This window comes from Streptomyces sp. NPDC047971, assembly GCF_040653355.1.
Classification (GTDB): domain Bacteria; phylum Actinomycetota; class Actinomycetes; order Streptomycetales; family Streptomycetaceae; genus Streptomyces.
In genome coordinates, this window is sequence record NZ_JBEZNW010000072.1 from 1 (window position 1) to 21,227 (window position 21,227).

At 72.8% G+C, this 21,227-nt stretch carries 23 protein-coding genes; 11 read left to right on the forward strand and 12 right to left on the reverse strand.

Annotated elements, in window-relative coordinates:
* From AB0D99_RS34825 to AB0D99_RS34835, 3 genes are all read right to left on the reverse strand, one after another.
* Window positions 1-499: AMP-binding protein (locus tag AB0D99_RS34825; RefSeq protein ID WP_362371939.1), on the reverse strand; the 499-nt coding region annotated here is incomplete at its 3' end.
* Window positions 499-1,239, reverse strand: coding sequence for a glycosyltransferase family A protein (locus tag AB0D99_RS34830; protein WP_362371942.1), 741 nt, complete (start codon window positions 1,237-1,239; stop codon window positions 499-501). The genes AB0D99_RS34825 and AB0D99_RS34830, both read right to left, overlap by 1 nt.
* On the reverse strand, window positions 1,236-2,264 hold the full coding sequence (locus AB0D99_RS34835) for a ketoacyl-ACP synthase III (RefSeq protein ID WP_362371945.1): 1,029 nt from the start codon (window positions 2,262-2,264) through the stop codon (window positions 1,236-1,238). The genes AB0D99_RS34830 and AB0D99_RS34835 overlap by 4 nt, the downstream gene beginning before the upstream one ends.
* Window positions 2,265-2,611: 347 nt before the next feature.
* Between AB0D99_RS34835 and AB0D99_RS34840 the strand changes: the two genes are divergently transcribed.
* Window positions 2,612-3,658: an enoyl-CoA hydratase/isomerase family protein gene (locus tag AB0D99_RS34840; protein ID WP_362371948.1), complete on the forward strand. Its 1,047-nt coding sequence runs from the start codon at window positions 2,612-2,614 to the stop codon at window positions 3,656-3,658.
* On the opposite strand, the gene AB0D99_RS34845 is transcribed toward AB0D99_RS34840, so the two are convergent.
* Window positions 3,616-4,785 (reverse strand): Lrp/AsnC family transcriptional regulator, encoded by a 1,170-nt coding sequence (locus tag AB0D99_RS34845; RefSeq protein WP_362371951.1) that lies wholly within the window; start codon window positions 4,783-4,785, stop codon window positions 3,616-3,618. The two genes, AB0D99_RS34840 and AB0D99_RS34845, sit on opposite strands and share 43 nt — an antisense overlap.
* A 63-nt stretch (window positions 4,786-4,848) precedes the next feature.
* On the opposite strand from AB0D99_RS34845, the gene AB0D99_RS34850 reads away from it, so the two are divergent.
* The 4 genes from AB0D99_RS34850 (at window position 4,849) to yidD (ending at window position 10,601) form a co-directional block, all read left to right on the forward strand.
* Complete coding sequence (locus tag AB0D99_RS34850) at window positions 4,849-6,114, forward strand: MFS transporter (protein ID WP_362371954.1); 1,266 nt, start codon at window positions 4,849-4,851, stop codon at window positions 6,112-6,114.
* On the forward strand, window positions 6,111-7,421 hold the full coding sequence (locus tag AB0D99_RS34855; RefSeq protein WP_362371957.1) for an amidohydrolase: 1,311 nt from the start codon (window positions 6,111-6,113) through the stop codon (window positions 7,419-7,421). Before AB0D99_RS34850 ends, AB0D99_RS34855 begins: the two co-directional genes overlap by 4 nt.
* Before the next feature lie 496 nt (window positions 7,422-7,917).
* The gene (gene fusA, locus AB0D99_RS34860; protein ID WP_362371960.1) at window positions 7,918-10,005 is read left to right on the forward strand and encodes an elongation factor G; all 2,088 of its coding nucleotides are present in this window, start codon (window positions 7,918-7,920) and stop codon (window positions 10,003-10,005) included.
* A 143-nt stretch (window positions 10,006-10,148) separates the two neighbouring features.
* On the forward strand, window positions 10,149-10,601 hold the full coding sequence (gene yidD / locus AB0D99_RS34865; RefSeq protein ID WP_362371963.1) for a membrane protein insertion efficiency factor YidD: 453 nt from the start codon (window positions 10,149-10,151) through the stop codon (window positions 10,599-10,601).
* Window positions 10,602-10,634: 33 nt separating this feature from the next.
* Here the strand turns inward: yidD and AB0D99_RS34870 are convergent, their stop codons facing one another.
* Window positions 10,635-11,303 carry a 1,4-alpha-glucan branching protein gene (locus AB0D99_RS34870; RefSeq protein ID WP_362371966.1) on the reverse strand — a complete coding sequence of 223 codons (669 nt, stop codon included), beginning with the start codon at window positions 11,301-11,303 and terminating at the stop codon, window positions 10,635-10,637.
* 111 nt (window positions 11,304-11,414) lie between these two features.
* On the opposite strand from AB0D99_RS34870, the gene AB0D99_RS34875 reads away from it, so the two are divergent.
* The 3 genes from AB0D99_RS34875 (at window position 11,415) to AB0D99_RS34885 (ending at window position 14,358) form a co-directional block, all read left to right on the forward strand.
* A complete protein-coding gene (locus AB0D99_RS34875) occupies window positions 11,415-12,341 on the forward strand; it encodes a glutaminase (RefSeq protein WP_362371969.1) in 927 nt (308 codons plus the stop codon).
* A 348-nt stretch (window positions 12,342-12,689) separates the two neighbouring features.
* The gene (locus tag AB0D99_RS34880) at window positions 12,690-12,890 is read left to right on the forward strand and encodes a hypothetical protein (RefSeq protein WP_362371972.1); all 201 of its coding nucleotides are present in this window, start codon (window positions 12,690-12,692) and stop codon (window positions 12,888-12,890) included.
* A gap of 7 nt (window positions 12,891-12,897) precedes the next feature.
* The gene (locus AB0D99_RS34885) at window positions 12,898-14,358 is read left to right on the forward strand and encodes an aldehyde dehydrogenase family protein (protein ID WP_362371975.1); all 1,461 of its coding nucleotides are present in this window, start codon (window positions 12,898-12,900) and stop codon (window positions 14,356-14,358) included.
* A gap of 42 nt (window positions 14,359-14,400) precedes the next feature.
* Here AB0D99_RS34885 and AB0D99_RS34890 read toward each other — a convergent pair whose 3' ends face one another.
* Window positions 14,401-15,129, reverse strand: a complete 729-nt coding sequence (locus AB0D99_RS34890) for a transporter substrate-binding domain-containing protein (RefSeq protein ID WP_362371977.1) — start codon at window positions 15,127-15,129, stop codon at window positions 14,401-14,403.
* Window positions 15,130-15,287: 158 nt separating this feature from the next.
* On the opposite strand from AB0D99_RS34890, the gene AB0D99_RS34895 reads away from it, so the two are divergent.
* A complete protein-coding gene (locus AB0D99_RS34895) occupies window positions 15,288-16,055 on the forward strand; it encodes an NPP1 family protein (RefSeq protein ID WP_362371979.1) in 768 nt (255 codons plus the stop codon).
* Window positions 16,056-16,133: 78 nt separating this feature from the next.
* On the opposite strand, the gene AB0D99_RS34900 is transcribed toward AB0D99_RS34895, so the two are convergent.
* The 3 genes from AB0D99_RS34900 to AB0D99_RS34910 form a co-directional block, all read right to left on the reverse strand.
* Window positions 16,134-16,352, reverse strand: coding sequence for a DUF6296 family protein (locus AB0D99_RS34900; protein ID WP_362371982.1), 219 nt, complete (start codon window positions 16,350-16,352; stop codon window positions 16,134-16,136).
* Window positions 16,353-16,424: 72 nt separating this feature from the next.
* Window positions 16,425-16,739: a cupin domain-containing protein gene (locus AB0D99_RS34905; protein ID WP_362371985.1), complete on the reverse strand. Its 315-nt coding sequence runs from the start codon at window positions 16,737-16,739 to the stop codon at window positions 16,425-16,427.
* A gap of 139 nt (window positions 16,740-16,878) precedes the next feature.
* Window positions 16,879-17,664, reverse strand: a complete 786-nt coding sequence (locus AB0D99_RS34910) for a helix-turn-helix domain-containing protein (RefSeq protein WP_362371988.1) — start codon at window positions 17,662-17,664, stop codon at window positions 16,879-16,881.
* An 87-nt stretch (window positions 17,665-17,751) separates the two neighbouring features.
* Here AB0D99_RS34910 and AB0D99_RS34915 point away from each other — a divergent pair, with 87 nt between their 5' ends.
* Complete coding sequence (locus AB0D99_RS34915; RefSeq protein WP_362371991.1) at window positions 17,752-18,150, forward strand: nuclear transport factor 2 family protein; 399 nt, start codon at window positions 17,752-17,754, stop codon at window positions 18,148-18,150.
* A gap of 116 nt (window positions 18,151-18,266) precedes the next feature.
* Here the strand turns inward: AB0D99_RS34915 and AB0D99_RS34920 are convergent, their stop codons facing one another.
* A complete protein-coding gene (locus AB0D99_RS34920; protein ID WP_362371994.1) occupies window positions 18,267-18,779 on the reverse strand; it encodes a DinB family protein in 513 nt (170 codons plus the stop codon).
* A gap of 120 nt (window positions 18,780-18,899) precedes the next feature.
* Entirely contained in the window at window positions 18,900-19,496 is a 597-nt protein-coding gene (locus AB0D99_RS34925) for a TetR/AcrR family transcriptional regulator (RefSeq protein WP_362371997.1), read from the reverse strand.
* Between the two features lie 93 nt (window positions 19,497-19,589).
* Between AB0D99_RS34925 and AB0D99_RS34930 the strand changes: the two genes are divergently transcribed.
* Window positions 19,590-20,480 (forward strand): NAD(P)-binding domain-containing protein, encoded by an 891-nt coding sequence (locus tag AB0D99_RS34930; protein ID WP_362372000.1) that lies wholly within the window; start codon window positions 19,590-19,592, stop codon window positions 20,478-20,480.
* 19 nt (window positions 20,481-20,499) lie between these two features.
* Here AB0D99_RS34930 and AB0D99_RS34935 read toward each other — a convergent pair whose 3' ends face one another.
* Window positions 20,500-21,144: a TetR/AcrR family transcriptional regulator gene (locus AB0D99_RS34935; protein WP_362372003.1), complete on the reverse strand. Its 645-nt coding sequence runs from the start codon at window positions 21,142-21,144 to the stop codon at window positions 20,500-20,502.
* Window positions 21,145-21,227 lie beyond the last annotated feature (83 nt).

A 21,227-nucleotide genomic window follows, 5' to 3' on the forward strand; every position in this document is an offset into this window, starting at 1 on the left:
GAACTCGGAGGTTGCGAAGGCCGAGACGAAGAGGCCGAGTGCGGTGCCGAGGAGGGCGTCGAGCAGGGCGACCGACGGTGGCCACCGGTCCGAGCTCGGCCAGGTCCGGCAGCGCGAGACGGGCCCGGCGCGCCAGCGGTCTCGCCCAGCCGGCGACCGCCTGCGCCGTCGCGTCCGCGAGGACCACGTCGGGGCGGGCGAGCGCGAGCCGGGCGCGCAGGACGTCCGGCCCGGCCGAGGGGTCGAGCACCGCGGCACGCAGCCCCAGCCGGTGCACGGCGAGCATCACGGCCAGCGCGCGCGGTCCGGGCCGCACCGCGACACCGACCGTGCCGCCGCGGGTGATCGCGCGCGCATGGAGGGCGGCGGCGTACGAGTCGGCGAGGTCGGCGAGCTCTCCGCAGGTGGCCTTGGTGCGGACGGCGCCGGTCCTCGTGGTGCCGAGAACGGCCGGCCGGTCGGGGTGGGACCGCAGGGTGTGGGCGAGAGCCTCCAGCATCAGCGCGGGTCCTCCCCGTGACGGCCAGGGCCCTTGTCGAGGTACCAGCGGGCGGTTCCGACGACTCCGTAGGCGCGCAGGCGCCGGGTGGAGTTCTCCACCACCATGTCGCGGGCGTGGACGATGGCGGCCGTGCGCCGCCGTACCCGGTTCAGGAAGAGCCGGTCGGTGGGGGAGGGGCGGCGGGGCATCCCGCCGACGGCCTCGTACAGGCCCGCAGTGATGGCCATGTTGTTGCCGGCGTGCATCCGGTAGGGGGCCAGATAGCCGTTCCCGCGCCGGTGCGCGGGCCGCACCCGCCCGAAGAACGCCGCCACGCGCACCAGCCCACGGAACACGGCGCGGCCCAGCGGCCCGTGCTCGTCCCTGCGGGCGTCGATGCGTCCGCACACCAGACCGGCGCCGCTCCTGAGCGCGTCCCGGGCGGCCGCCGTCCAGCCGGGGTGCGGCAGGCAGTCGGCGTCCGTGCGGGCGAGCAGCGTGGCGCCGCGCCCGATGGCGTACCGGAATCCGGTGTCGACGGCGCAGCCCACCCCCTTGTCCCGCTCGTCGAGCACATGGACGGGGAACGGCGCCCGCTCGGCGAAGGCGCGGGCGATGGCCGCGGTGTCGTCCTCGGAGGCGTTGTCCACCACGACCAGCTGGAAGTCCCGGTCGGTCTGGGCGGCGAGCGCCGCCAGCGTGTCACCGATGCGCGCGGCCTCCTGATGCGCGGGCACCACGACCCACAGCGCGCTCACGCCTTCTCCCAGACCATCGTCATGATGCTGACCCCGCCGCCCAGACCGACGAACAGCACGCGGTCTCCCGGGCACAATCCGTCATGGATCCGGTCCAGTTGGACGCCCAGGCTCGCGCTGGCGATGTTGCCGAGCTCGGGGACGGTGACCACCAGCCGGTCCCTGGGAACACCGGTGATCTCCACGAAGCGCTCCAGGTACGGCAGGGTGACCTGATGGACCAGGACATGCCGGAAGTGGCGCCACTCAAGGCCCGTACGGTGCCGGACCCGGTCGATCACCGACGTGCCGACCTTCTCGAACACCACGCGCAGTTCGCTGCCGTCACCGTGGAAGTACGTGTGCTCGTCGCCGCGTGGATGGCGTGAGCCGCCGCCGAATATCCCGCCGACGTGCCAGTGTTCGGAGTGCGTCTCGCTGTCCACGTCGAGGATGCCGCCTCGGTCCACCGCTTCGAGGACCACCGCGGCGCCCGCGTCGCCGAAGGTGTAGCCGGCGAAGCCGTCGCGGAACTGGGCCAGGTCGGCCGGGTCGTGCCGGACGGCCCGGCTCGGCGTCTCGCCGGTGACGACGAGGGCCCTGCGGGCGCGTCCCGCGAGGATCATGGTGCGGGCGAGGTCGATGCCGTTCACGAAGCTGTTGCAGGCGTTGGTCACGTCCAGGGCGTGTGCCCGGGAGCCCAGTTCGGCCTGCACGATGTGCGCGGTGGCGGGCTCCACCATGTCGCGCGTGGCGGAGGCGAACACCAGCAGGTCGATGTCGGCGGGACCCGCTCCGGCCCGTTCCAGAGCGCGGCGGGCGGCCCCGACGGCGAGGGTGGAGGCGTACTCGTCGGGCCGGGCGACCCGTCGGGTGAGGATCCCGGTGGCCCGCTCGAACATCCCGTCCGGCAGCGCGAACCCACTGCTGGCGACCACCCGCTGCCGCAGCTGCTCCGAGTCCACCACCTGCTCGGGCAGGCAGGAACCGGTCCCGGTTATCCCGACACGGAGGGGGCCGTCGGCGACGGCATCGTGACTTTCCATGCCGAGGAGGCTAGGAGCGGATCCCGGGGCGCGTCCTGAGTGCCCGTACTCAAGTGTCCTGGGCGAAAAACCCCGTAGGACCACGGTCCTGCGGCCGGGCGCGTGCCCCGTGCGCGGCCGACCGCGCCACGGGAGCCGCGTCCGGCCGGGCCCGGAACCGTGCGGTGTGACGGGACGCGGCCTTGGACTCGCGCGGTGCCACCTCCGGCCGGGCAGGTCACCCGTCGCGGACGGCCGGGCTGTCGTCCGGGAGGACTCACCGGATACGGTGGCCGGAAGATCGTCCTGGAGGGAAGTGACCGGATCATGCGACTCTTGGCGGCCCTCGGCCCGGCGGAGCCCCCGCGATGACCGCTGCCGACAGCCCGCACGTCCTGGTGCGCACCGAAGGGCGGGCCGGGTTCCTCACGCTGAACCGGCCCCGGGCCATCAACGCGCTCACCCACGCCATGGTGCGCCGCGTCGACGAGGCCCTCACCGCGTGGGAGGACGATCCGGCGATCGAGACCGTCGTCATCCAGGGCGCCGGTGAACGGGGTCTGTGCGCAGGCGGCGACATCAGGGCGATCCACGACGACGCCCGCTCCGGCGGTCGCGCCACCATCGGCTTCTGGCGCGACGAATACCGGCTCAACGCCCGCATCGCCCGCTACCCCAAGCCCTACGTCGCCCTCATGGACGGGATCGTGATGGGCGGCGGCGTCGGCGTCTCCGCCCACGGCTCCGTCCGCCTCGTCACCGAACGGTCGCGGGTGGCGATGCCCGAGACCGGGATCGGCTTCGTGCCCGACGTCGGCGGTACGCATCTGCTCAGCAGGGCGCCCGGCGAACTGGGCACCCATCTGGCCCTGACGGGCGCCCAGGCCGGCGCCGCCGACGCGCTCCTGACCGGCCTCGCCGACCACTTCGTACCGTCGCAGGAGCTGCCCCGGCTCGCCGAGGAGCTCACGCGGGCCCCCGCGCACGAGGCCGTGGCGCGGTTCGCGCGCCCGGCGCCGCCCGGCGAACTCGCCGGCCGACGCGCGTGGATCGACGCCTGCTACGCGGCGGAGACCGTCGAGGGCGTCATCGACCGGCTCATCGACTCCGGTGTCCCCGAGGCGAAGGAGACGGCCACCACGCTCCTCGGCCGCTCGCCCGTCGCCCTCAAGACCACCCTCGCCGCGCTCCGCGAAGCCCGGCGCCTCGACTCCCTCGAAGCCGTCCTGAACATGGAGTTCCGGCTCTCCTGCGCGGCCCTGTCCTCCGCGGACCTCGTCGAGGGCATCCGCGCACAGGTCGTCGACAAGGACCGCGACCCCCACTGGTCCCCGCCCACGCTCGCCGAGGTCACGGACGAGGCCGTCGCCCGCTACTTCGACCCGGCGGACGACCCGGAGCCGTTCCCGGCGTGACGGCCTGACAGGGGCGACTCGTCCGGCGACGCCCCGTCCCAGGCCGTCCCCAGCGGTACCCGGCCGATCGCGCGGCCCCGCGCGTCAAGGATCCGGCCCATCCGCTTGGGCGTGTGGAGGGCGACTGTCCGGTCCTTGACCTCCAGCGCCGGGAAGCGCTCGGCGAGCAGGGCCTCGAACGGGTCGATCCCGTCGAGGCCGTGCAGCCACACCAGGACCAGGAGGTTGTGCGGCCCGCTCACCGAGACGCACATCCGGACCTGGTCCATCCGCGCCAGCGCGCTCCCGGTCGCCTCCAGGTGCGGATGGGGGACCCGCGCGCGATAGACGACCATGGTCGGCAGACCCGCGAGCGGGTGGGCGAGATCGCAGCGGATCGTGATCGCGCCCTCCCGCGTCATCCGCTGCACCCGGCGCCGGGCGGTGTGCTCGCTCATGCCGGTCATGGCCCCCAGCTCCGTGTAGCCGAGCCGGCCGTCACCGCCGAGCGCCGCGATCAGGGCGCGGTCCTCGGGAGAGAGCCGGTCGTACGCCCGTGTGTCGTGGACGACGCGGCCCCGGGTCCTCGGTGAGGTGGACAGGGCCGCGCGCTCCGCCGGCTCCATCGCCCGCATCCGCCAGTCGCGCCCTTCCCCGTACAGGGTGATGCTCAGCCGGGTCCGCGTCGAGCGGACCCCGGGCAGACCTCCGATGACCCGGTCCACCGATCTGCCGAGCGCGGGCAGATCGGGCGCCGCCACGGAGAGAAAGAGGTCGAAGTCGCCGGCGGTCTCGTCCACGCTGAAGACCCAGGGGAGGGCGGCCGCGGCGGCGCTCACCTCCTCCAGGCACCCGGGCCGGCAGCGGACCTCGACATAGGCGACGGCGGTCGTCCCCGCACTGTGGTACGCGGTGATCCAGGCCAGACCGCTCGCACGCAGGCGCTCCCAGCGGCGGGCCGCGGTCGTCGGGTCCACGCCCAGCGCCCGTCCGATACGGGACCACGGGGCGCGCGGGGCGGCCTGGAGGGCGTCGATGAGTGCGAGATCCAGCTCCGAGAACCCCAGGTCGGGACCGTCGGTGCCGGAATCCGGCGTCAGTGCCGTGGCGCTGCTGCTTTCGGGCACTTTCCGGGCTTCGTCGTTCACAGACCGGATCGTAGGGGCACTTCCGGCCGGGGCGCACCCGGCCACTGGAGAGTGAGGAGTGCCGTGTCAGCTCCGCCCGCCGGCACGGTCCGGACCCGACGGACCGTCCGGATCACGATCGTCCTGCTGTTCGCCGCCTGGCTCGTCGACTACGCCGACCGCCTCGTCATCAACCTCGTCCTGCCCTCCATCGGCGAGGAGTTCGACCTCAGCAGGGGGCAACAGGGACTCGTGGTCTCCGCGTTCTTCCTCTCGTACGCGCTCTGCCAGATCCCCGGCGGTCTCCTCGCCGACCGCTTCGGCGCTCAGCGGGTGACGTGCTGGGCCCTGCTGTCCTGGTCGGTCTTCACGGCCCTGACCGGTTTCGCCTGGTCGTTCGCCGTGCTCCTGGTCCTCCGCTTCGCGTTCGGCGCCGCCGAGGGGATCTTCCCGCCCGCGTCGATGAAGGTCCTCGTCGAGCGCACCACACCGGAGGAACGGATGGGGGCGAACGGGCTGATCATGAGCTCCAACGCCCTCGCCGCCGTGCTCACCCCTCTCGTCGTCGCCCCGCTCATCGCGGCGTTCGGATGGCGCTCGGCGTTCTTCTCGACCGCCGCCCTGGGCGTGTTCGTGCTCGTGGCGGTACGGATGTGGCTGCCGGCGCCGCATGCGAGCGGCGATCCGGAGGCCCCCGCCGCCCGCGGCGAACTCCGGCTGATGCTGCGCGAAGGCGTGCTGTGGCGCTTCGCCCTCATGCTGTTCGGCTACTGCACGATCATGTGGGGCCTCACCACCTGGATCCCCTCGTACCTCAGCGACGAACGCGGCGTCCCGCTGGCGTCCGCGGGCGCCCTCGTCGCGATTCCCGCGCTCGCCTCGGCGGTCGCGACGGTCGTGGGCGGACGTCTTGTCGACCGGACCGGCGGCCACCACCGCGGGATCGTGGTCCCCGCGATGGCGGTCGCGGCGATCGCCCTGCCCCTGATGGCCTCCTCGGCCTCCCTCCTCGGCTTCGTCGCCTTCGCCACCGTCGCCGCGTGCGCCGCCTCGCTCGCGTACATGCCGATCTTCGCCGTGCCGCTGCGCGGACTCGACCCCCGCCACGTGGGTGTCGGCAGTGCCGTCATCGTCCTCGGCGGCCAGCTGGCGGGCATGATCGCGCCGCCCGTCATGGGCGTGCTCGCCGACGCCTTCTCCTTCCAGGTCGCCTTCGCTTTCCTGGTCCTCGGGGCCGTGCTCGTCGCGGTGACGTCACTCGTCACCCCGCAGGACGCCGACTCCTTCCGTGCCGCGCTCGGCGCGGCCCACCGACCCGACCCGTCCTCTCTCACCACGGAGCAGAAATGACGCACACGCCCCTTCCCGCCGTCACCGGCCCCGTCGCCCCGCTGCTCGACGGGCTGGGCGACCGACTGCCCGGACTGCGCGCCCTGTACGAGGACCTTCACGCCCACCCCGAGCTGTCCTTCCAGGAGTTCCGTACCGCCGGCATCGCCGCCGCCCGGCTGAGGGACCAGGGCTGGGAGGTCACGGAGGGAGTCGGCGGCACCGGCGTCGTCGGCGTGCTGGCCAACGGCGAGGGCCCGGTCGTGCTGTTGCGCGCGGACATGGACGGTCTGCCGGTCGAGGAGCGGACCGGACTGCCCTACGCCTCCACCGCGACCGGAACGGACCCGGACGGCAGGACGGTCCCGGTCATGCACGCCTGCGGTCACGACGTGCACGTCGCCTGCCTGCTCGGCGCCACCGCCCAACTCGCCGCCACCCGTGACCGGTGGCGGGGCACGGTCGTCGCGGTCCTCCAGCCGGCCGAGGAGGTCGGCGGTGCCCCGGCGATGATCGACGACGGCTTCCTGGACCGCTTCCCCCGCGCCGACATCTGTCTCGCTCAGCACGTGGCCCCCACACCGGTCGGCTTCGTCGGAACCCGTCCCGGCCCGGTCATGGCCGCCTCCGACAACCTCCGGGTGCGCCTCCACGGCCGCGGCGGCCACGGCTCGATGCCCGAGACCACCGTCGACCCGGTGGTCCTGGCCGCCGCCGTCGTCATGCGGCTGCAGACCGTGGTCTCGCGCGAGATCGCCGCCGCGCAGACGGCTGTGGTGACCGTGGGCTCGCTGCATGCCGGTACCAAGGAGAACATCATCCCCGACACCGCCGAGCTGATGGTCAACATCCGCAGTACGACCCCGGACGTACGCGAGCGGGTGCTGCGGGCCGTCGAGCGGATCGTCTTCGCCGAGGCCGCCGCGTCGGGCGCGCCGAAGGATCCGGAGATCCTCCCCTTCAACACCTTCCCCGTGACGGTCAACGACCACGACGCCACCCACGCCGTGCAGGCCGCCCTGGCGGAGGCGCTCGGGGCGGACCACGTCTTCACCCTGCCCCGGCCCGTCACCGGCAGCGAGGACTTCGGCACCTTCGGCACCGCACTCGACGTGCCCTCCGTCTTCTGGCACTTCGGCGGCGCCGACCCGGCCCTCTTCCGCGACATCGACCCCGCGTCCCTGCTGGAGAACGGCATCCCCGACACGATCCCCGCCAACCACTCCCCGTACTTCGCGCCCGCACCGGAGCCGACCCTGGAGATCGGCGTCACCACCCTCCTCGCGGCCGCCGCCCACTGGCTGACCGGCCCGGCCGACCACGGGTAGGACCGGCCCTGGGGCGCCGGCCGGGCCGCCCGTCCGGCGCCCGTCCGGCGCCCGGCCACGCCCGGCCACGCCCGGCCACGCGCCGCCCGCCACGCCCGGCCGGGCCCCGAGCCGGTCGGCACCCCAGCCCGGGCCGGCCGGCCCGGCCGGCCCGGCGCGCCCCTTCTCGCCCGCCCGGGCGGGGAGTTATTCGCTGTCGCCGTCGGCCGTGCCTCCCTAGACTCGACTCACGTGCCGCCGGGAACCGGCGAGCCCGATCATCCGAACCGAGGGGAGCAGACCGTGCGTTGCCGTATCGCCGCCGTCGTCTCCCCGTCACGGTACGACGTGATCCTGATGTCCCGGTCCGACCGGTGCCGGCTGCGCGGCCGCCATCGGACGCCCGTGACGAACCGCTGAGCCCACCCTTCTCCGGGGGCTCGCCCCGCCCGCTTCCGGGCCTCTCGTCCGGGAATCGCGCCGCCCTGTTCTCGAACACCCCGAAAGGCCCCGGGCCGTGCGTACCCACCTTCACCTTCCCCTGCCCGACTCCCTGAACAGCGTCCGGAATCTGGGCATCCTCGCCCATGTCGACGCGGGCAAGACCACCGTCACCGAGCGGATGCTGTACCTCACCGGCGCCGTCCACAAGCGCGGCGAGGTCCACGACGGCACGACCGTCACCGACTTCGACACGCAGGAGCGCGATCGCGGCATCACCATCTTCGCCGCGGCCGTCAGCTGCGTCTGGGACGACCACCGGATCAACCTCATCGACACCCCCGGGCACGTCGACTTCTCCGACGAGGTCGAGCGCTCGCTGCGCGTCCTCGACGGCGCCATCGCCGTCTTCGACGCGGTGGCCGGGGTCGAGCCGCAGAGCGAGACGGTCTGGCGACAGGCGGACCGGCACCGGGTGCCGAGGATCGCGTTCGTCAACAAGCTGGACCGCGCGGGCGCCGACCTCGACACCGCCGTGGCCTCGATCCGGGACCGCCTGCACACCGTGCCGCTCGTCGTCCAGCTCCCCATCGGCCAGGAGGACGGCTTCACCGGAGTCGTGGACCTCGTGCACATGCGCGCGCTGGTCTGGGCGCCGGGCAGCGACACGTACACGGAGGGCCCCGTGCCCGACGCCCTCGCGGACGAGGCGCGACACCGCCGTCATGCCCTGGAGGAGGCGGTGGCCGAACTCCACCCGGACGCCCTGGAGGAGTTCTGCGCCCGCTCGGAGCTCGCCGCGCCGACGCTGACGGCCGCCCTGCGCGATCTCACGCGGACCGGCGACGGTGTGGTCGTGCTGTGTGGATCCGCCTACCGCAACCGCGGGATGGAGCCGCTCCTCGACGCCGTCGTGACCTATCTGCCCTCGCCGCTGGACGTACCCCCGGTCCAGGGCTCCACCGCGGACGGCGCGGTGGAGGAGCGGGCCGCCGATCCGGCGGAACCGTTCGCCGCCCTGGTCTTCAAGGTGAACTCGACCGCCACCGGGCGGCTGACCTACCTGCGTGTGTACGCGGGAACGATCGGAAAGGGAGATGTCGTGCTCGACGTCGCCGCGCGTCGCACCGAACGGATCGGCCGCATCCTCCGGGTGCAGGCCGACCGGAACACGGAGGTGGACCGGGCTCGGGCCGGGGACATCGTCGCGGTCGTCGGCGTCAAGGACGCCAGGACCGGTGCCACGCTGTGCGCACCCTCGGCGCCGCTGCTCCTCGAACCGCCCACCGTGGCCGACCCCGTCGTCTCCGTCGCGGTCGAGGCCCGCAGGAGCCTCGACACCGACCGCCTCGCGGCGGCGCTGGCCCGGCTCGTCGAGGAGGACCCCTCGCTGAAGGTCAGGACCGACCCCGAGACCGGCCAGACCGTGCTGTCGGGGATGGGCGAACTGCATCTGGAGGTGGCCGTGGAGAAGATCCGCCGGGCCCAGGGCCTGGAGATCGGCGTCGGCAGGCCGCAGGTCGCCTATCGCGAGACGGTCGTCCGCGGAGTCACCGACCTGGTCTACCGGCACGTCAAACAGGACGGTGGCGCGGGTCAGTTCGCCCACGTCGTCCTCGACGTGGCGGCGCTGGACCCCGACGCGGGTACGGAGGACTTCGCCTTCTCGTCCACCGTCACCGGTGGCCGCGTACCGCAGGAGTACATCCGGGCGGTCGAGGCCGGCTGTCGCGACGCCCTGGCCGAGGGCCCGCTCGGCGGTCATCCGGTCACCGGTGTTCGGGTGACCCTGACCGACGGTGCCACGCACTCCAAGGACTCCTCGGAGATGGCGTTCCGCACCGCCGGCCGCCTCGCGCTCCGCGAGGCGTTGCGCGCCAGCGCGATGACGCTCCTGGAGCCGGTGGTGGAGGTCACGGTCACGGTGCCCGACAGCGCCGTGGGCGGGGTGCTGGGTGACCTCGCGGCACGACGCGGCCGGGTCTCCGGCTCCACCGCACGTGCCGGTACGGCGGTGCTCACCGCGACCGTGCCGCTGGCCGAGCTGTTCGGCTACGCGTCACGGCTGCGCAGCCGCACCCAGGGCCGGGGCACCTTCACCACCCGGCCGACGGGTTACGCCCCCGTTCCCGCCGGCGTCGCGGCCGGCACGGCGTCCCGGTAACGCCTCCTGACGGTGCCGGGGCGGAGTCCCGGTAGCGCCTCCTGACGGGCCCGCCCTCCACCGGGCGGGCCCGTCCCGGTCCATGCCCCGAGCCGGATCCAAGATCCCGACGGGCATATCATCCGAGGAAAACGGAGGGGGGCGTGGTGACGTCATCGAGGAAGTCCGCGCGAGCGGAGCGCCGGCGCCGACGGCGCGAGGAGGGCGAGGAGGGCAGCTGCTCCGGGGCGATCGACCACTGCCTCGCGAGCCGGCAGTGCTGCCCGGAGATGTGGCTGACCCTCCTTCCGGCGCTGTTCCTCGCCCTGGCCCGCCCTTCGGGAGGCCGGCGGCCCGACAGCCGCCGCCCGGCAACCGGCCGCCCGGCGGGGCGGGTCGCCGGTGCGATGGTCACCGCCGTCCAGCACTACCGCGAGGAGATCAGCCCGCGCCGCCCGCCCTGCTGCCCGTACACCCCCAGCTGTTCCACGTACGCCGTGAAGGCGCTGAGCCGCCACGGCGCACGCCGGGGCGCGCTCCTGACGGTGGGCCGCCTGCTGCGGTGCAGGCCGGCGGCCGCGCGGCGCCGGGGCTTCTCGGACCCCGTCCCGGACTGACCGCCGGCCGGCGCCGCGACGCCCCGGCTGCCGTCAGCCCGCGTTCTCGCGCACCACGACGAACGCGGCGCGCTTGCGGCCTCCGTCCGGGGACTGCCACTCGGCGGTGACACGACCCCGCGCGTCCGCGGGCCCGTCCGACTCCTGGAGCACGCGTGCCACGGCGAGGGTGAGGGCGGGGTCGGCGTCACCCGCCGTCCGCACCGCGAGCGCGGTTCCGTGCGGACCGTCGACGGCGGCGCCCGGCCCGGTCACGGTCGTGAGGCCGGTTCCGTCGAACCGTCCGGTGACCGAGTGGTCCGGAGTGTCGGTCTCGCTCTGCGCCTGCGGCTCGGCGCGGCCTTCGAGCAGGGCGAGCAGCCGTTCCACCAGGACCGGGTCGTGGACGCCGTCGTACACCCAACGCTTGCCGAGCACACCGTGCTCGGAGGTGCCGACCAGCGCTTCGGCGGGCGCGCCGTCGAGCGGGGCCCCGCGATACGTCAGGGGCAGGTGGTAGGAGACGGGCCGGTCACCGGAGCCGTCCGTGACGACCATGAACTCGATGCCCACCTCGCCCTGCGGGTCGTCGAGCCGGAAGCCCCCGGCCTTGGCGAGCTCCGGCGCGCGCCCGGTGGGGACGTACCACGGACGGGTGGGCAGCCAGGAGGCGAACAGCTCCAGCTTGGTCGGTTTCATGGTGGTGCGATGAATGACAGCCATGATCGGTGAACTTTCCGGCGGGGCCGTCGGTTCCCGTCGCCGGAGGGACGGCCTGTCCCGTCCCTCGTGCGGGTAGGCCCGGTGGGCACCCCGCCGCAGCCCGGCGGCACAATGAGGATCATGCTGCTGTCGTTCCAGCCCGTCCTCGAGCGCATCGCCGAGGAGATCGGGGACCTCGTCGGCCGGGGCCGGCCCGCCGACTACATCCCGGCGCTCGCCGTCGGCGACCCGGGCCGGTTCGGCATGGCCGTCGCCGAGCTCGACGGGACGGTGTACGGGGTGGGGGACTGGCAGCAGCCCTTCTCCACCCAGTCCGTCACCAAGGCGTTCACCCTCGCGCTCGCCCTCGCCCGGGAGGGCGAGGTCCTCTGGGAGCACGTCGGACGCGAACCGTCGGGCAATCCCTTCAACTCCCTCGTCCAGTTGGAGTACGAGCACGGCATCCCGCGCAACCCGTTCATCAACGCGGGCGCGCTCGTCGTCACCGACCGGCTGCACAGCCTCACCGGCGACGCCTCGGGCAGCCTGCTCGACCTGTTGCGCACCGAGAGCGGAAACGCGGACCTGGACTTCGACCGGGACGTCGCCGCCTCGGAGACCGCGCACGGCGACCGCAACGCCGCCCTGGCCCACTTCATGGCCTCGTACGAGAACATCGAGAACCCCGTGCCGGTGCTGCTGCGCGAGTACTTCCGGCAGTGTTCCATCGAGGCGTCCTGCGCCGACCTCGCGCTCGCCACCGGCTTCCTGGCCCGCCACGGCATCCGGGCGGACGGCTCACGGCTGCTCACCCGCAGCCAGGCCAAGCAGGTCAACGCCGTCATGCTCACCTGCGGCACCTACGACGCGGCGGGGGACTTCGCCTACCGCGTGGGCCTGCCGGGCAAGAGCGGTGTCGGCGGCGGCATCATCGCCGTCGTCCCGGGCCGCTGCACGCTGTGCGTGTGGAGCCCCGGCCTCGACGAACGCGGCAACTCGGTGGCGGGAGTCGCCGCTCTGGACCGTTTCACCACCATCACGGGGCTCTCCGTCTTCTGACGACGCGCCGTCCCCGCGACCGCCACGATCCACGCCCGTGCCTCGATCCGGGCCGTGCCGCGTTGCCCGCCCGTGCCTCGATCCGGGCCGTGCCGCGTTGCACGCCCGTGCCGCGTTCCACGCCCGTGCCGCGTTCCACGCCCGTGCCGCGTTGCACGCCCGCGACGACGAGCACGGATCGCCGCCCGCGCGAGGGGCTCTGTGGAGCCGCACGGAACCCGCCTGACCGAGCGGGACGCGCGCGGCGGTGGGCCGGTCGGTCGAACCGGGCGCCGCGGGAGCCGTGCCGTGAGGCGAGCGGAGGACAAGCGGGCCAGGATGGGAAGGTCGTCACGACCAGGAGCCGCCATGACCGATCGACCCACCCGCCACGACCCCGCCCGCGGGCAGGCCCCCGCCCCGTGGGAGGCCCTGCCCGTCGCCGTGCCCGGCCACCAGGGACACCCCGAGCGCTGCATGACGGCAGGGGACTACTGGTACGACCGCGGCGCGGAGACCACGCGGCCCGGCGCGACGTTCGGGGCGCACGCACGGACGGGCACGGAGTGACCGCACGGTGGTCGTCGCACGCGGACTGCTGATCGGCGGCCGGGAGGCACCCGCCGCCTCCGGCCGCACCACCGAGGACCTCGACCCGTACACCGGCGAGGTCCACGCGACCGTGGCCGCCGCCGGTCCCGAGGACGTCACCCGGGCGGTCGACGCGGCCCACGCGGCCTTTCCGGCGTGGGCCGCGCTCGCCCCCTTCGCCCGCCGGGCGATCTTCCTCATGGCGGCCGACCTCCTCGACGCCAGGACGGAGGAGGCCGTCGGCCTCATGGCCGGGGAGACCGGCAGCACGCGCCCCTGGGCGGAGTTCAACGTGCGGCTCGCCGCGAACATCCTGCGCGAGGCCGCGGCGGCGGTCACCGCGCCCCGCGGCGAGGTCCTCAGCGCCCAGGAGCAGGACGCGCTGGGCCTCGCGGTGCGGGAACCGCTCGGTGTCGTCGCCGCGTTCGCGCCCTGGAACGCACCCCTCATCCTCGGCGTCCGGGCCGTCGCCGCCCCCCTGGCCGCGGGCAACACGGTCGTGGCGAAGCCGAGCGAACGGGCGCCGATCGCCGCCGGGCTCTTCGTCGCCGACGTGCTGCACGCCGCCGGGCTGCCCGAGGGCGTCCTCAACGTGGTGACCAACGCCCTCGACGACTCCGCCGAGATCGCCGAGACGCTGATCGCCGACCACCGGGTCCGTGCGGTCGACTTCACCGGCTCGACCGAGACCGGCCGTCTGATCGGGGCCCACGCGGCGCGACACCTGAAACCCGCCGTCCTCGAACTCGGCGGCAAGAACTCCGTGATCGTCCTCGACGACGCGGATCCGGACTACGCCGTGGACGCGGCCACGTTCGGTGTCTTCATGAACGCCGGCCAGATCTGCATGTCCGGCGACCGCCTCCTCGTGCACGAGAGTCTCGCCGAGGAGTTCACCCGGCGGTTCGCCGCCCGGGCGGCCGCGCTCCCCGCGGGCGACCCGGGCCACCCGGACACCGTCGTCGGCCCGTTGGTGAGCGAGGCCGCCGCCCACCGGGTCGCCACGCTCGTCGCGGACGCGGTCGCCGCGGGAGCCACCCTGCTCACCGGCGGGACCGGGCCACGGGGTGCGGTGCACCCGCCGACCGTGCTCAGCGGGGTCACCAGGGAGATGGAGCTCTACTACGCGGAGCTCTTCGGGCCCGTGTGCGTGATCGAGACCTTCGCCGACGACGAGGCGGCCGTCGCCCTGGCCAACGACACGGAGAACGGGCTGACCTGCGGCATCATCACCGAGAACGCGACCCACGGACTGGCGGTCGCCCGCCGCGTCCACTCCGGGATCGTGCACATCAACAACCAGTCCGTCGCCGACGAGCCCCACGCCCCCTTCGGCGGCGTGAAGGCTTCCGGCTACGGACGCTTCGGCGGCCGCTGGGGCATCGAGTCCTTCTCCAACACCCGCTGGGTCACGATCGCCGGCCGGCAGGCCCGTTACCCCTTCTGAGGCGGCACGCCCCGTCACCCCATTCGGGGCGGCGCGACCCCGTCAGTCCTTCCGGGGCGGCGCGACGAGGGCGTCCGACTGGTGCGCCCGTCGCAGCGCGTCGGCGACGAATCCGTCGGCCTTCAGCTCCTCGACGAGATCGGACAGGAAGCGGACGGTGGCGGGCCGCCGGGACAGGGTGGTGCCCACGGCCTGCCTGATCTCCATGAAGCGTTCTTCGATCAGCCGGAGTCCGGGCCGGGAGGCCGCGTACGCGGTCATCGGCTGCCGGATGCCGGCCGCGACCTCCAGCTTCTCGGACTCGAAGACGTCCACGCCCTCGTCGCCGCGTACGACGGACGCGTGGCGCAACGTGCGTGAGAGGTAGAGGTCGTAGGCGGAACCCCGCTTCACGCCGATCCGCACACCGTCGCGGTCGACGTCCGCGACGGTCGTGAGGGGCGACTCCCGGTCCACCGCGAACACCCCCTCGATCACGACGTACGGCGCGGTGAAGGCGACCTCGGCCTCCCGGGCGGGTTCGACGGCGAGGAAGCAGAGGTCGGCCCGGCCCGTGGCCATCGCCTCGTACGACTTGCGTGCCGCGTCGAAGCAGACGAGCTCGACAGGTACTCCCAGCCGGGCGCCGATCTCCCGCGCGATGTCGACCGTGACCCCTGCCGGGGCCTCGGGCGTACCCGCGGCGAGGACGGGATTGCCCAGGTTGATCGAGGCCCGCAGTACGCCGGTCGGTGCCAGATCCTCGCTGATGTCAGCCGTTGCGCTCGTCATGGCCGGAGTCTAGGTCACCGCCGCACGCAGGACGCGGCCGTCCTTCATCGCACGGCCACCGGCAGGTCCCCCGAGGTTCGCAGGGGTACGGCATGACTGATATGGGCATGTCAGTCGCAGCCGCCACCCCCATACGGCGGCCCGTCAGGAGGACACAGGTGAAGACGAGTTCGCGGATCCGCAGGGTCTCGCTCATCCTCGGCAGCAGCATCGCGTTGGTCGTCGCCGTACCGGGCAGCGCCGTCGCCGCGCCGCCCACGGCGCTGCCCGCGTCGGCGGACGCGCTGGAACAGACGTTCCAGCCCGCCTTCGACTACGACACGGACGGCTGCTACTCCACGCCGGCCATCGGCCCGGACGGCACCGTCAACGGCGGTCTCAAGCCCTCCGGCGCTCTCAACGGCCAGTGCCGGGACTCCTGGGACCTCGACAACACCAACAGCTACGCCCGCGCGAAGTGCAACAACGGCTGGTGCGCCGTCATCTACGGCCTCTACTTCGAGAAGGACCAGGCCGTCGCGGGCAGCGGTCTCGGCGGGCACCGCCACGACTGGGAGCACGTCGTGGTGTGGATCCAGAACAACCAGGCCCAGTACGTCTCCACCTCCGCGCACGGCGATTTCGACACCTACGGCCGTGACCGGATCCGCTGGGACGGCACGCACGCCAAGGTCGTCTACCACAAGGACGGTCTGAGCACCCACTGCTTCCGCCCCGCCAACTCCCGGGACGAGCCGCCGGAGAACCACAAGGGCCAGTGGCAGTTCCCCGCCCTGGTGGGCTGGAACGGCTACCCGGCCGGGCTCCGCGACAAGCTGAGCCAGACCGACTTCGGAAGCGCCCACTTCGGGCTGAAGGACGGCAGCTTCGCCGGGCACCTGGCGAAGGCGAAGCCGGCGGGGATCCCGTTCGACCCCTACGCGTGACAGGCGGTCGAGCCTGACGCGGCGTGTCCGGTCGGTGGGGTCCGGCCGGACCTCCGCGCCCCTACGCCTCGCGCGTGGTCACGGCGAGGGGGTCGCCCGCACGGGGACGTCATGGCTCTGATGGCCCCCACTGGCCAGTATCCGTACGTTGCCCTGTTCGTCGATCTCGGCCCGCACGATGCCCGTCTCGTCGGCGTACACCGGGTGCCCGCCCGCGCCCTTGCGGTCCGTGCGGGTGACGACGATGGAGTCACCCGACACCGGAAATGTCAGCTCGTACCGTTCGACGCTTTCCATCCGCCCTTTATAGGGGAACGGCACGCCGGTCGGCCGTTCCGACACCTGCGGTGCCGGGGGCCGACACCTCGGTCATCGTCCCTCGTCCTCGGGGATCTCGACGATCACGAGCGTGCCCCGGCTTCCGGGGCGAACGGTGTGGCTCGTCCTCGCCGGGATCATGTAGAGCTCGCCCGCACCCACCGTCACGGGCCGTTCGTCGACCTCGAGTTCGAGGCGTCCGTCGAGCACCAGCAGCGCCTCGGCGGTCTCGTGGCTCTCCGCCTCGACCGGCATCTCGTCCATCCGCAGTACCTTCACGCACGCGGGTCCCACCTGCCCCAGCGCGAGCGAACGCCACCCTTCGGGCAGCCCGGCCGCGGTGTTCCTCAGGTTGATCAGGCTCACGACACACTTCTCCCTACGGCCGGGCATGACGTCACCGGCCGTCCTCGACACCATCGACGGATGCCTCAGAACCTACGTGACCTGCGCTGACGGTGGGTCGACCGTTTGGCAAAGAACGGAGGTGCGGAGCGCGCGCCGGTCATCCGTCGGCCTCCGCGAAGTGGGCGGCGCTCTCGGCGTCCGCCGGGTAGTACGACTCGATCGTGACCTCGGCCAGCGTGATGTCCATCGGGTTGCCGAACGTGGTCGTGGTCGAGAACAGCCGCAGTTCCCGCCCCTGTCCGTCCCCTGCGCCGAAACGGAAGACCATCGGGATCACGGTGTCGGCTTCGTCCGCCAGGCTCGTCGTACCTTCGGTCCCGTGCGTCAGCATCTCCTCGTAGAGGGAGGCGAGTTCGGGGTCGGGAGCGGTGGCGAGCTGCCGCGCGACACGGGAGCGGAACGCCGCGCGGACGTCGGCCAGGTTCACGAGTCGCGGAGCGAGCCCCCGCGGGTCGAGCGCGAGGCGCACCATGTTGACCGGCGGCCGCAGCAGGCCGGGGGCGACATCCGCGAAGAACGCGTCGACGGCCCGATTGGTCATGACGACGTTCCATCGCCGGTCGAGGACCAGCGCGGGGTACGGCTCGTGCGCGCGGAGCACTCTCCCCACCGCGTCCCGGGCCGCCGAGAGCGGGTCGCTGTCGAGCGGGCGCTCGGTGTACCGGGGTGCGAAGCCGCCGGCGAGCAGGAGCTGGTTACGGCCCCGGAGCGGCACGTCGAGCCGCTCCGCGAGCCGGAGGATCATGTCGGCGCTCGGCCTGGATCTTCCGGTCTCCACCAGACTGACGTGTCGCGCCGACACATCGGCGGCGATCGCCAGATCGAGCTGGCTGAGCCGCCGGCGACGGCGCCACTGCCGCAAGAGCTCCCCGACCGTGTTCACGATCACCAGGATCGCGCACCATGGAGCCTTCCGCCATGACATGGGAGTTCATCGACACGCCGCGCGTCGGCCGCGGACACTGCGTCCATGACCACGGACACGGAGAACAGGAACATCGTCGAACGGGCGCTGGCCCGACTGGTGGGGACGGGCGACGTCGACGCGCTCGCGCCGCTGCTGAGTGACGACTTCGTCCATCACCGGCCGGACGCGACCTCGTCCACGAAGGAGGAATGGCTCGCCGCCGTACGCGCGGTGCCGCTCGACGACCTGAGGGTCGAGGTCCATCACGTGATGGCCGACGGTGATCACGTGATGATGCACTCGCGGCGCTGGATCCCCGGCGCCGGGCAAGGGATCGCGGGCGTCGACATCTGGCGGCTGGCCGACGGGCTGATCGTCGAGGGCTGGGAGATCATCGAGCCGGTCGCCGACGCGGCGGCCCACATGGCCTGGTACGAGGCGCCGGCCGTGCGCGAGGTATAAATTGCCGGACGTTGTTGACACTCTGATCCGCCGCTACATCACCGGGCGAAACCGCCACGCCGACGACCAGCGCCTACGCGCTGTCGTCGACAGGGCCAACACTGCCTGATCCGGCGCTACACGCCGGTGGTGCCATCGATGCGTTCCCGGACCAGGTCGGCGTGGCCGTTGTGGCGGGCGTACTCCTCGATCATGTGGACATAGATCCAGCGCAGGCTGACATCCTGCTCCATGAAGCGACCCGTATCGGTCAGAGCACGGTCGGCGCAGTGCTCGCGGGCGCGGGCGATCTCCGCGTGCCAGGTGGCGAGGGCGTCACTCAGGGCGGCGCCCGCAGCAAGGTCGAAGCCGCCGTCGGGGCCGTCCGGGTCGGCCTGCGGGTCGTAGATGGGCGGGGCCTGCTCTCCAGCGAACACGCGGCGGAACCAGTTCCGTTCCACCTCCGCCATGTGCTGGACAAGGCCCGTCAGAGTGAAGCCGGACGGCGGCACGGACGCAACGGCGGCCTGCTCATCGTCCAGACCCTCGCACTTCATGGCCATGGTGGTGCGGTGAAAGTCAAGCCAGCTTTCAAGCGTCGTGCGCTCGTCGGCGTTCAGGGGCGGCACAGGGCGATCGATGGCGCTCATCGGTCGATTATCGCCAGCGGCCGAAGCCGTCGACAGGCGGGGCTTCACTGCAGGGCGAACGTTGTCTGATGCGGCACTGGTTCCGCACGGCCGCCGCGACCCGCCGAGGTCGCGGGGGAGTCATCGGTACGAGGCGACGAGACGTGCCAGATGCCGCCCCGCGACCTCCAGTGGCGTCACGCTGCGGGCGACCTGGGCCGCCAGCTCCGCGCCCTCCAGGGTGGCGATCACCGTGTGCGCCAGCTCCTCGGCGTCGGCCTCGGCGAACCCCGTGTCGCGCAGTCTCCGGGCCACGACCGCCCGCCATCGCGCGAACGCCTCGGCCGCGGCCTCCTGGACGCCGGGGGCGCTCGTCGCCGTGCCCACGACGGTGGAGGTGACCGGGCAGCCGTCGAGCCAGTCGGAGTCGCGCAGCCCCTCGGCCAGCGACGCGGTGAGGGCGAGAAGGGCCTTCTCCGGCTCCGCCTCCGCGTCGAGCGTCTCACTCAGGATCTCGGTGAACTCCTCGTCGCCGAGCCGGACGGCGGCTGTGCCGAGCTCCTGCTTGCCGCCGGGGAAGAAGTGGTACACGGAGCCGAGCGTCGCGCCGGCCTCGCGGGAGATCTGCTTGATGCCGGTGCCCTCGTAGCCCTGGCGCTGCATCAGGCGTGAGGTCGTTCGGATGATCCGCTCGCGTGTTCCGGCGGTCTCGGGATCGTGCCCTGCCTTGGTCTTCACGTCTCCAGACTACCGAACTAGAGCGATCGTTCTAGCTTCTGTGCTACGTTCTCTCTAGATAGAGCGTTCGTTCTAGTCGTTTGGGAGAACTCTGTGGACACGTCCGCTGTGAACACCTCGTCCGTCACCGTCGTCGGCCTCGGCCCGATGGGCCGGGCGATGGCCGGCGCCTACCTGGACGCCGGCTACCGGGTCACCGTCTGGAACCGCACGGCGAGCCGCGCCGACGAACTCGTCGCCAGGGGGGCGGTGCGCGCCGACACCGTCGAGCAGGCGCTGGCGGCCAACGAGGTGGTCGTGCTGAGCCTCACCGACTACGCCGCGATGTACGCCATCCTGGAGCCCGCCGCCGCGGCGCTCGAGGGCCGCGTCCTGGTCAACCTCAGCTCCGACACCCCCGAGCGGGCCCGCGAGGGAGCGGCCTGGGCGGCGAAGCACGGAGCGCGCCATCTGACCGGCGGGGTGCAGACACCGCCCTCCGGCATCGGAACGAAGGAGTTCGACACCTTCTACAGCGGCCCCCGGGACCTCTTCGAACAGTACGAGGACGTCCTGCGGGTCATCACGGGCACGGACTACCGCGGTGAGGACCCGGGGCTGGCCGCCCTCTACTACCAGCTCCAGATGGACCTCTTCTGGACCGCCCTCACCGCCTGGCTGCACACGCTGGCGGTGGCGAACGCGAACGGCATCAGCGCCTCGGCGATCAGGCCCCTCGCGACCGAGGTACTGGGTGGGATGGGTCAGTTCATCGACTTCTACACGCCTCGGATCGAGGCGGGAGAGCACGTCGGTGACGTCGAGCGCATCTCGATGGCCGTGGCGAGCCTGGAACACGTCGTCCACACGACGCGCGACTCGGGGGTGGACCCGGCCCTGCCGGTGGCGGTGCTGGAGGCGTTCCGGCAGGGGGCGGCCGCGGGTCACGAGGAGGACAGCCTGACCTGGCTGATCGAGGTGTTCGGGCGGCGAGCGGCCGCGTGACCGCTCCCGTCCGGGAGCCTCAGGAAAGGGCGAGGCCGGGCCCGCCGTGGGGGCCGGCGGGGGCCTCGCCGTCACCGGCGAGGGCGGCGACCTGGTCGGTGATCATGTCCAGGATCGTCGCCGAAGCCTCCGGGTCGTGGCCGAGGACGAGGAAGTTCAGGGTCAGCCCGTCGGTCACGGCGGCCAGATAGCGGGCCAGGACCGGGACGGATACCCGGAGTTCCAGCCCCATGCCGGTGCTGACCTCGTCGATCAGCCCGTGGTAGATCTCGGCGTACCGCTCGTGCTGGCGGCGCGCCAGCGCCTCGAACCCGGGCGTGCGCAGGGCGTACTGGGTGAGCTCGTACGTGAGCATGTGCTCGTCCGGGTGGGCGCGGACATGGTCCCAGTAGGCGTCGAAGCCGGCCCGGATCGTCTCCCGGAACGTGTCCCTCGGGCGCAGCGCCTCCTTCACGACCCCCACGTAGTGGTCGGTGATCGTCGTGATCACCGACTCCAGGAGCGCCTGCTTGGAGTCGAAGCAGTAGTGGAAGACGCTCAGCGACACCCCCGCCTCGGCGACGATGGACCGGGTCGTCGTCCTCGGGACGCCGTCCCGGGTCATCGCGCGGATCGCGGCCTCGGTCAGTTGCCGGCGTCGTTCGGCGAGAGGCAAGCGGGACATGCGGTGGATCCTTTCGGTTCTGCGGTAGGCCGCCCCGGGGGAGCGGCGAGGGCCGGGCGGGGGGGGGGGGGGGGGGTTCGACC

Excerpts from the sequence above, each read along its gene's own strand:
- AB0D99_RS34835 (WP_362371945.1), bottom strand. The coding sequence starts at position 2,264 with ATGGAAAGTCACGATGCCGTCGCCGACGGCCCCCTCCGTGTCGGGATA.
- AB0D99_RS34840 (WP_362371948.1), top strand. The coding sequence starts at position 2,612 with ATGACCGCTGCCGACAGCCCGCACGTCCTGGTGCGCACCGAAGGGCGG.
- AB0D99_RS34855 (WP_362371957.1), top strand. The coding sequence starts at position 6,111 with ATGACGCACACGCCCCTTCCCGCCGTCACCGGCCCCGTCGCCCCGCTG.
- AB0D99_RS34870 (WP_362371966.1), bottom strand. The coding sequence starts at position 11,303 with ATGGCTGTCATTCATCGCACCACCATGAAACCGACCAAGCTGGAGCTG.
- AB0D99_RS34875 (WP_362371969.1), top strand. The coding sequence starts at position 11,415 with ATGAGGATCATGCTGCTGTCGTTCCAGCCCGTCCTCGAGCGCATCGCC.
- AB0D99_RS34880 (WP_362371972.1), top strand. The coding sequence starts at position 12,690 with ATGACCGATCGACCCACCCGCCACGACCCCGCCCGCGGGCAGGCCCCC.
- AB0D99_RS34890 (WP_362371977.1), bottom strand. The coding sequence starts at position 15,129 with ATGACGAGCGCAACGGCTGACATCAGCGAGGATCTGGCACCGACCGGC.
- AB0D99_RS34900 (WP_362371982.1), bottom strand. The coding sequence starts at position 16,352 with ATGGAAAGCGTCGAACGGTACGAGCTGACATTTCCGGTGTCGGGTGAC.
- AB0D99_RS34915 (WP_362371991.1), top strand. The coding sequence starts at position 17,752 with ATGACCACGGACACGGAGAACAGGAACATCGTCGAACGGGCGCTGGCC.
- AB0D99_RS34920 (WP_362371994.1), bottom strand. The coding sequence starts at position 18,779 with ATGAGCGCCATCGATCGCCCTGTGCCGCCCCTGAACGCCGACGAGCGC.
- AB0D99_RS34935 (WP_362372003.1), bottom strand. The coding sequence starts at position 21,144 with ATGTCCCGCTTGCCTCTCGCCGAACGACGCCGGCAACTGACCGAGGCC.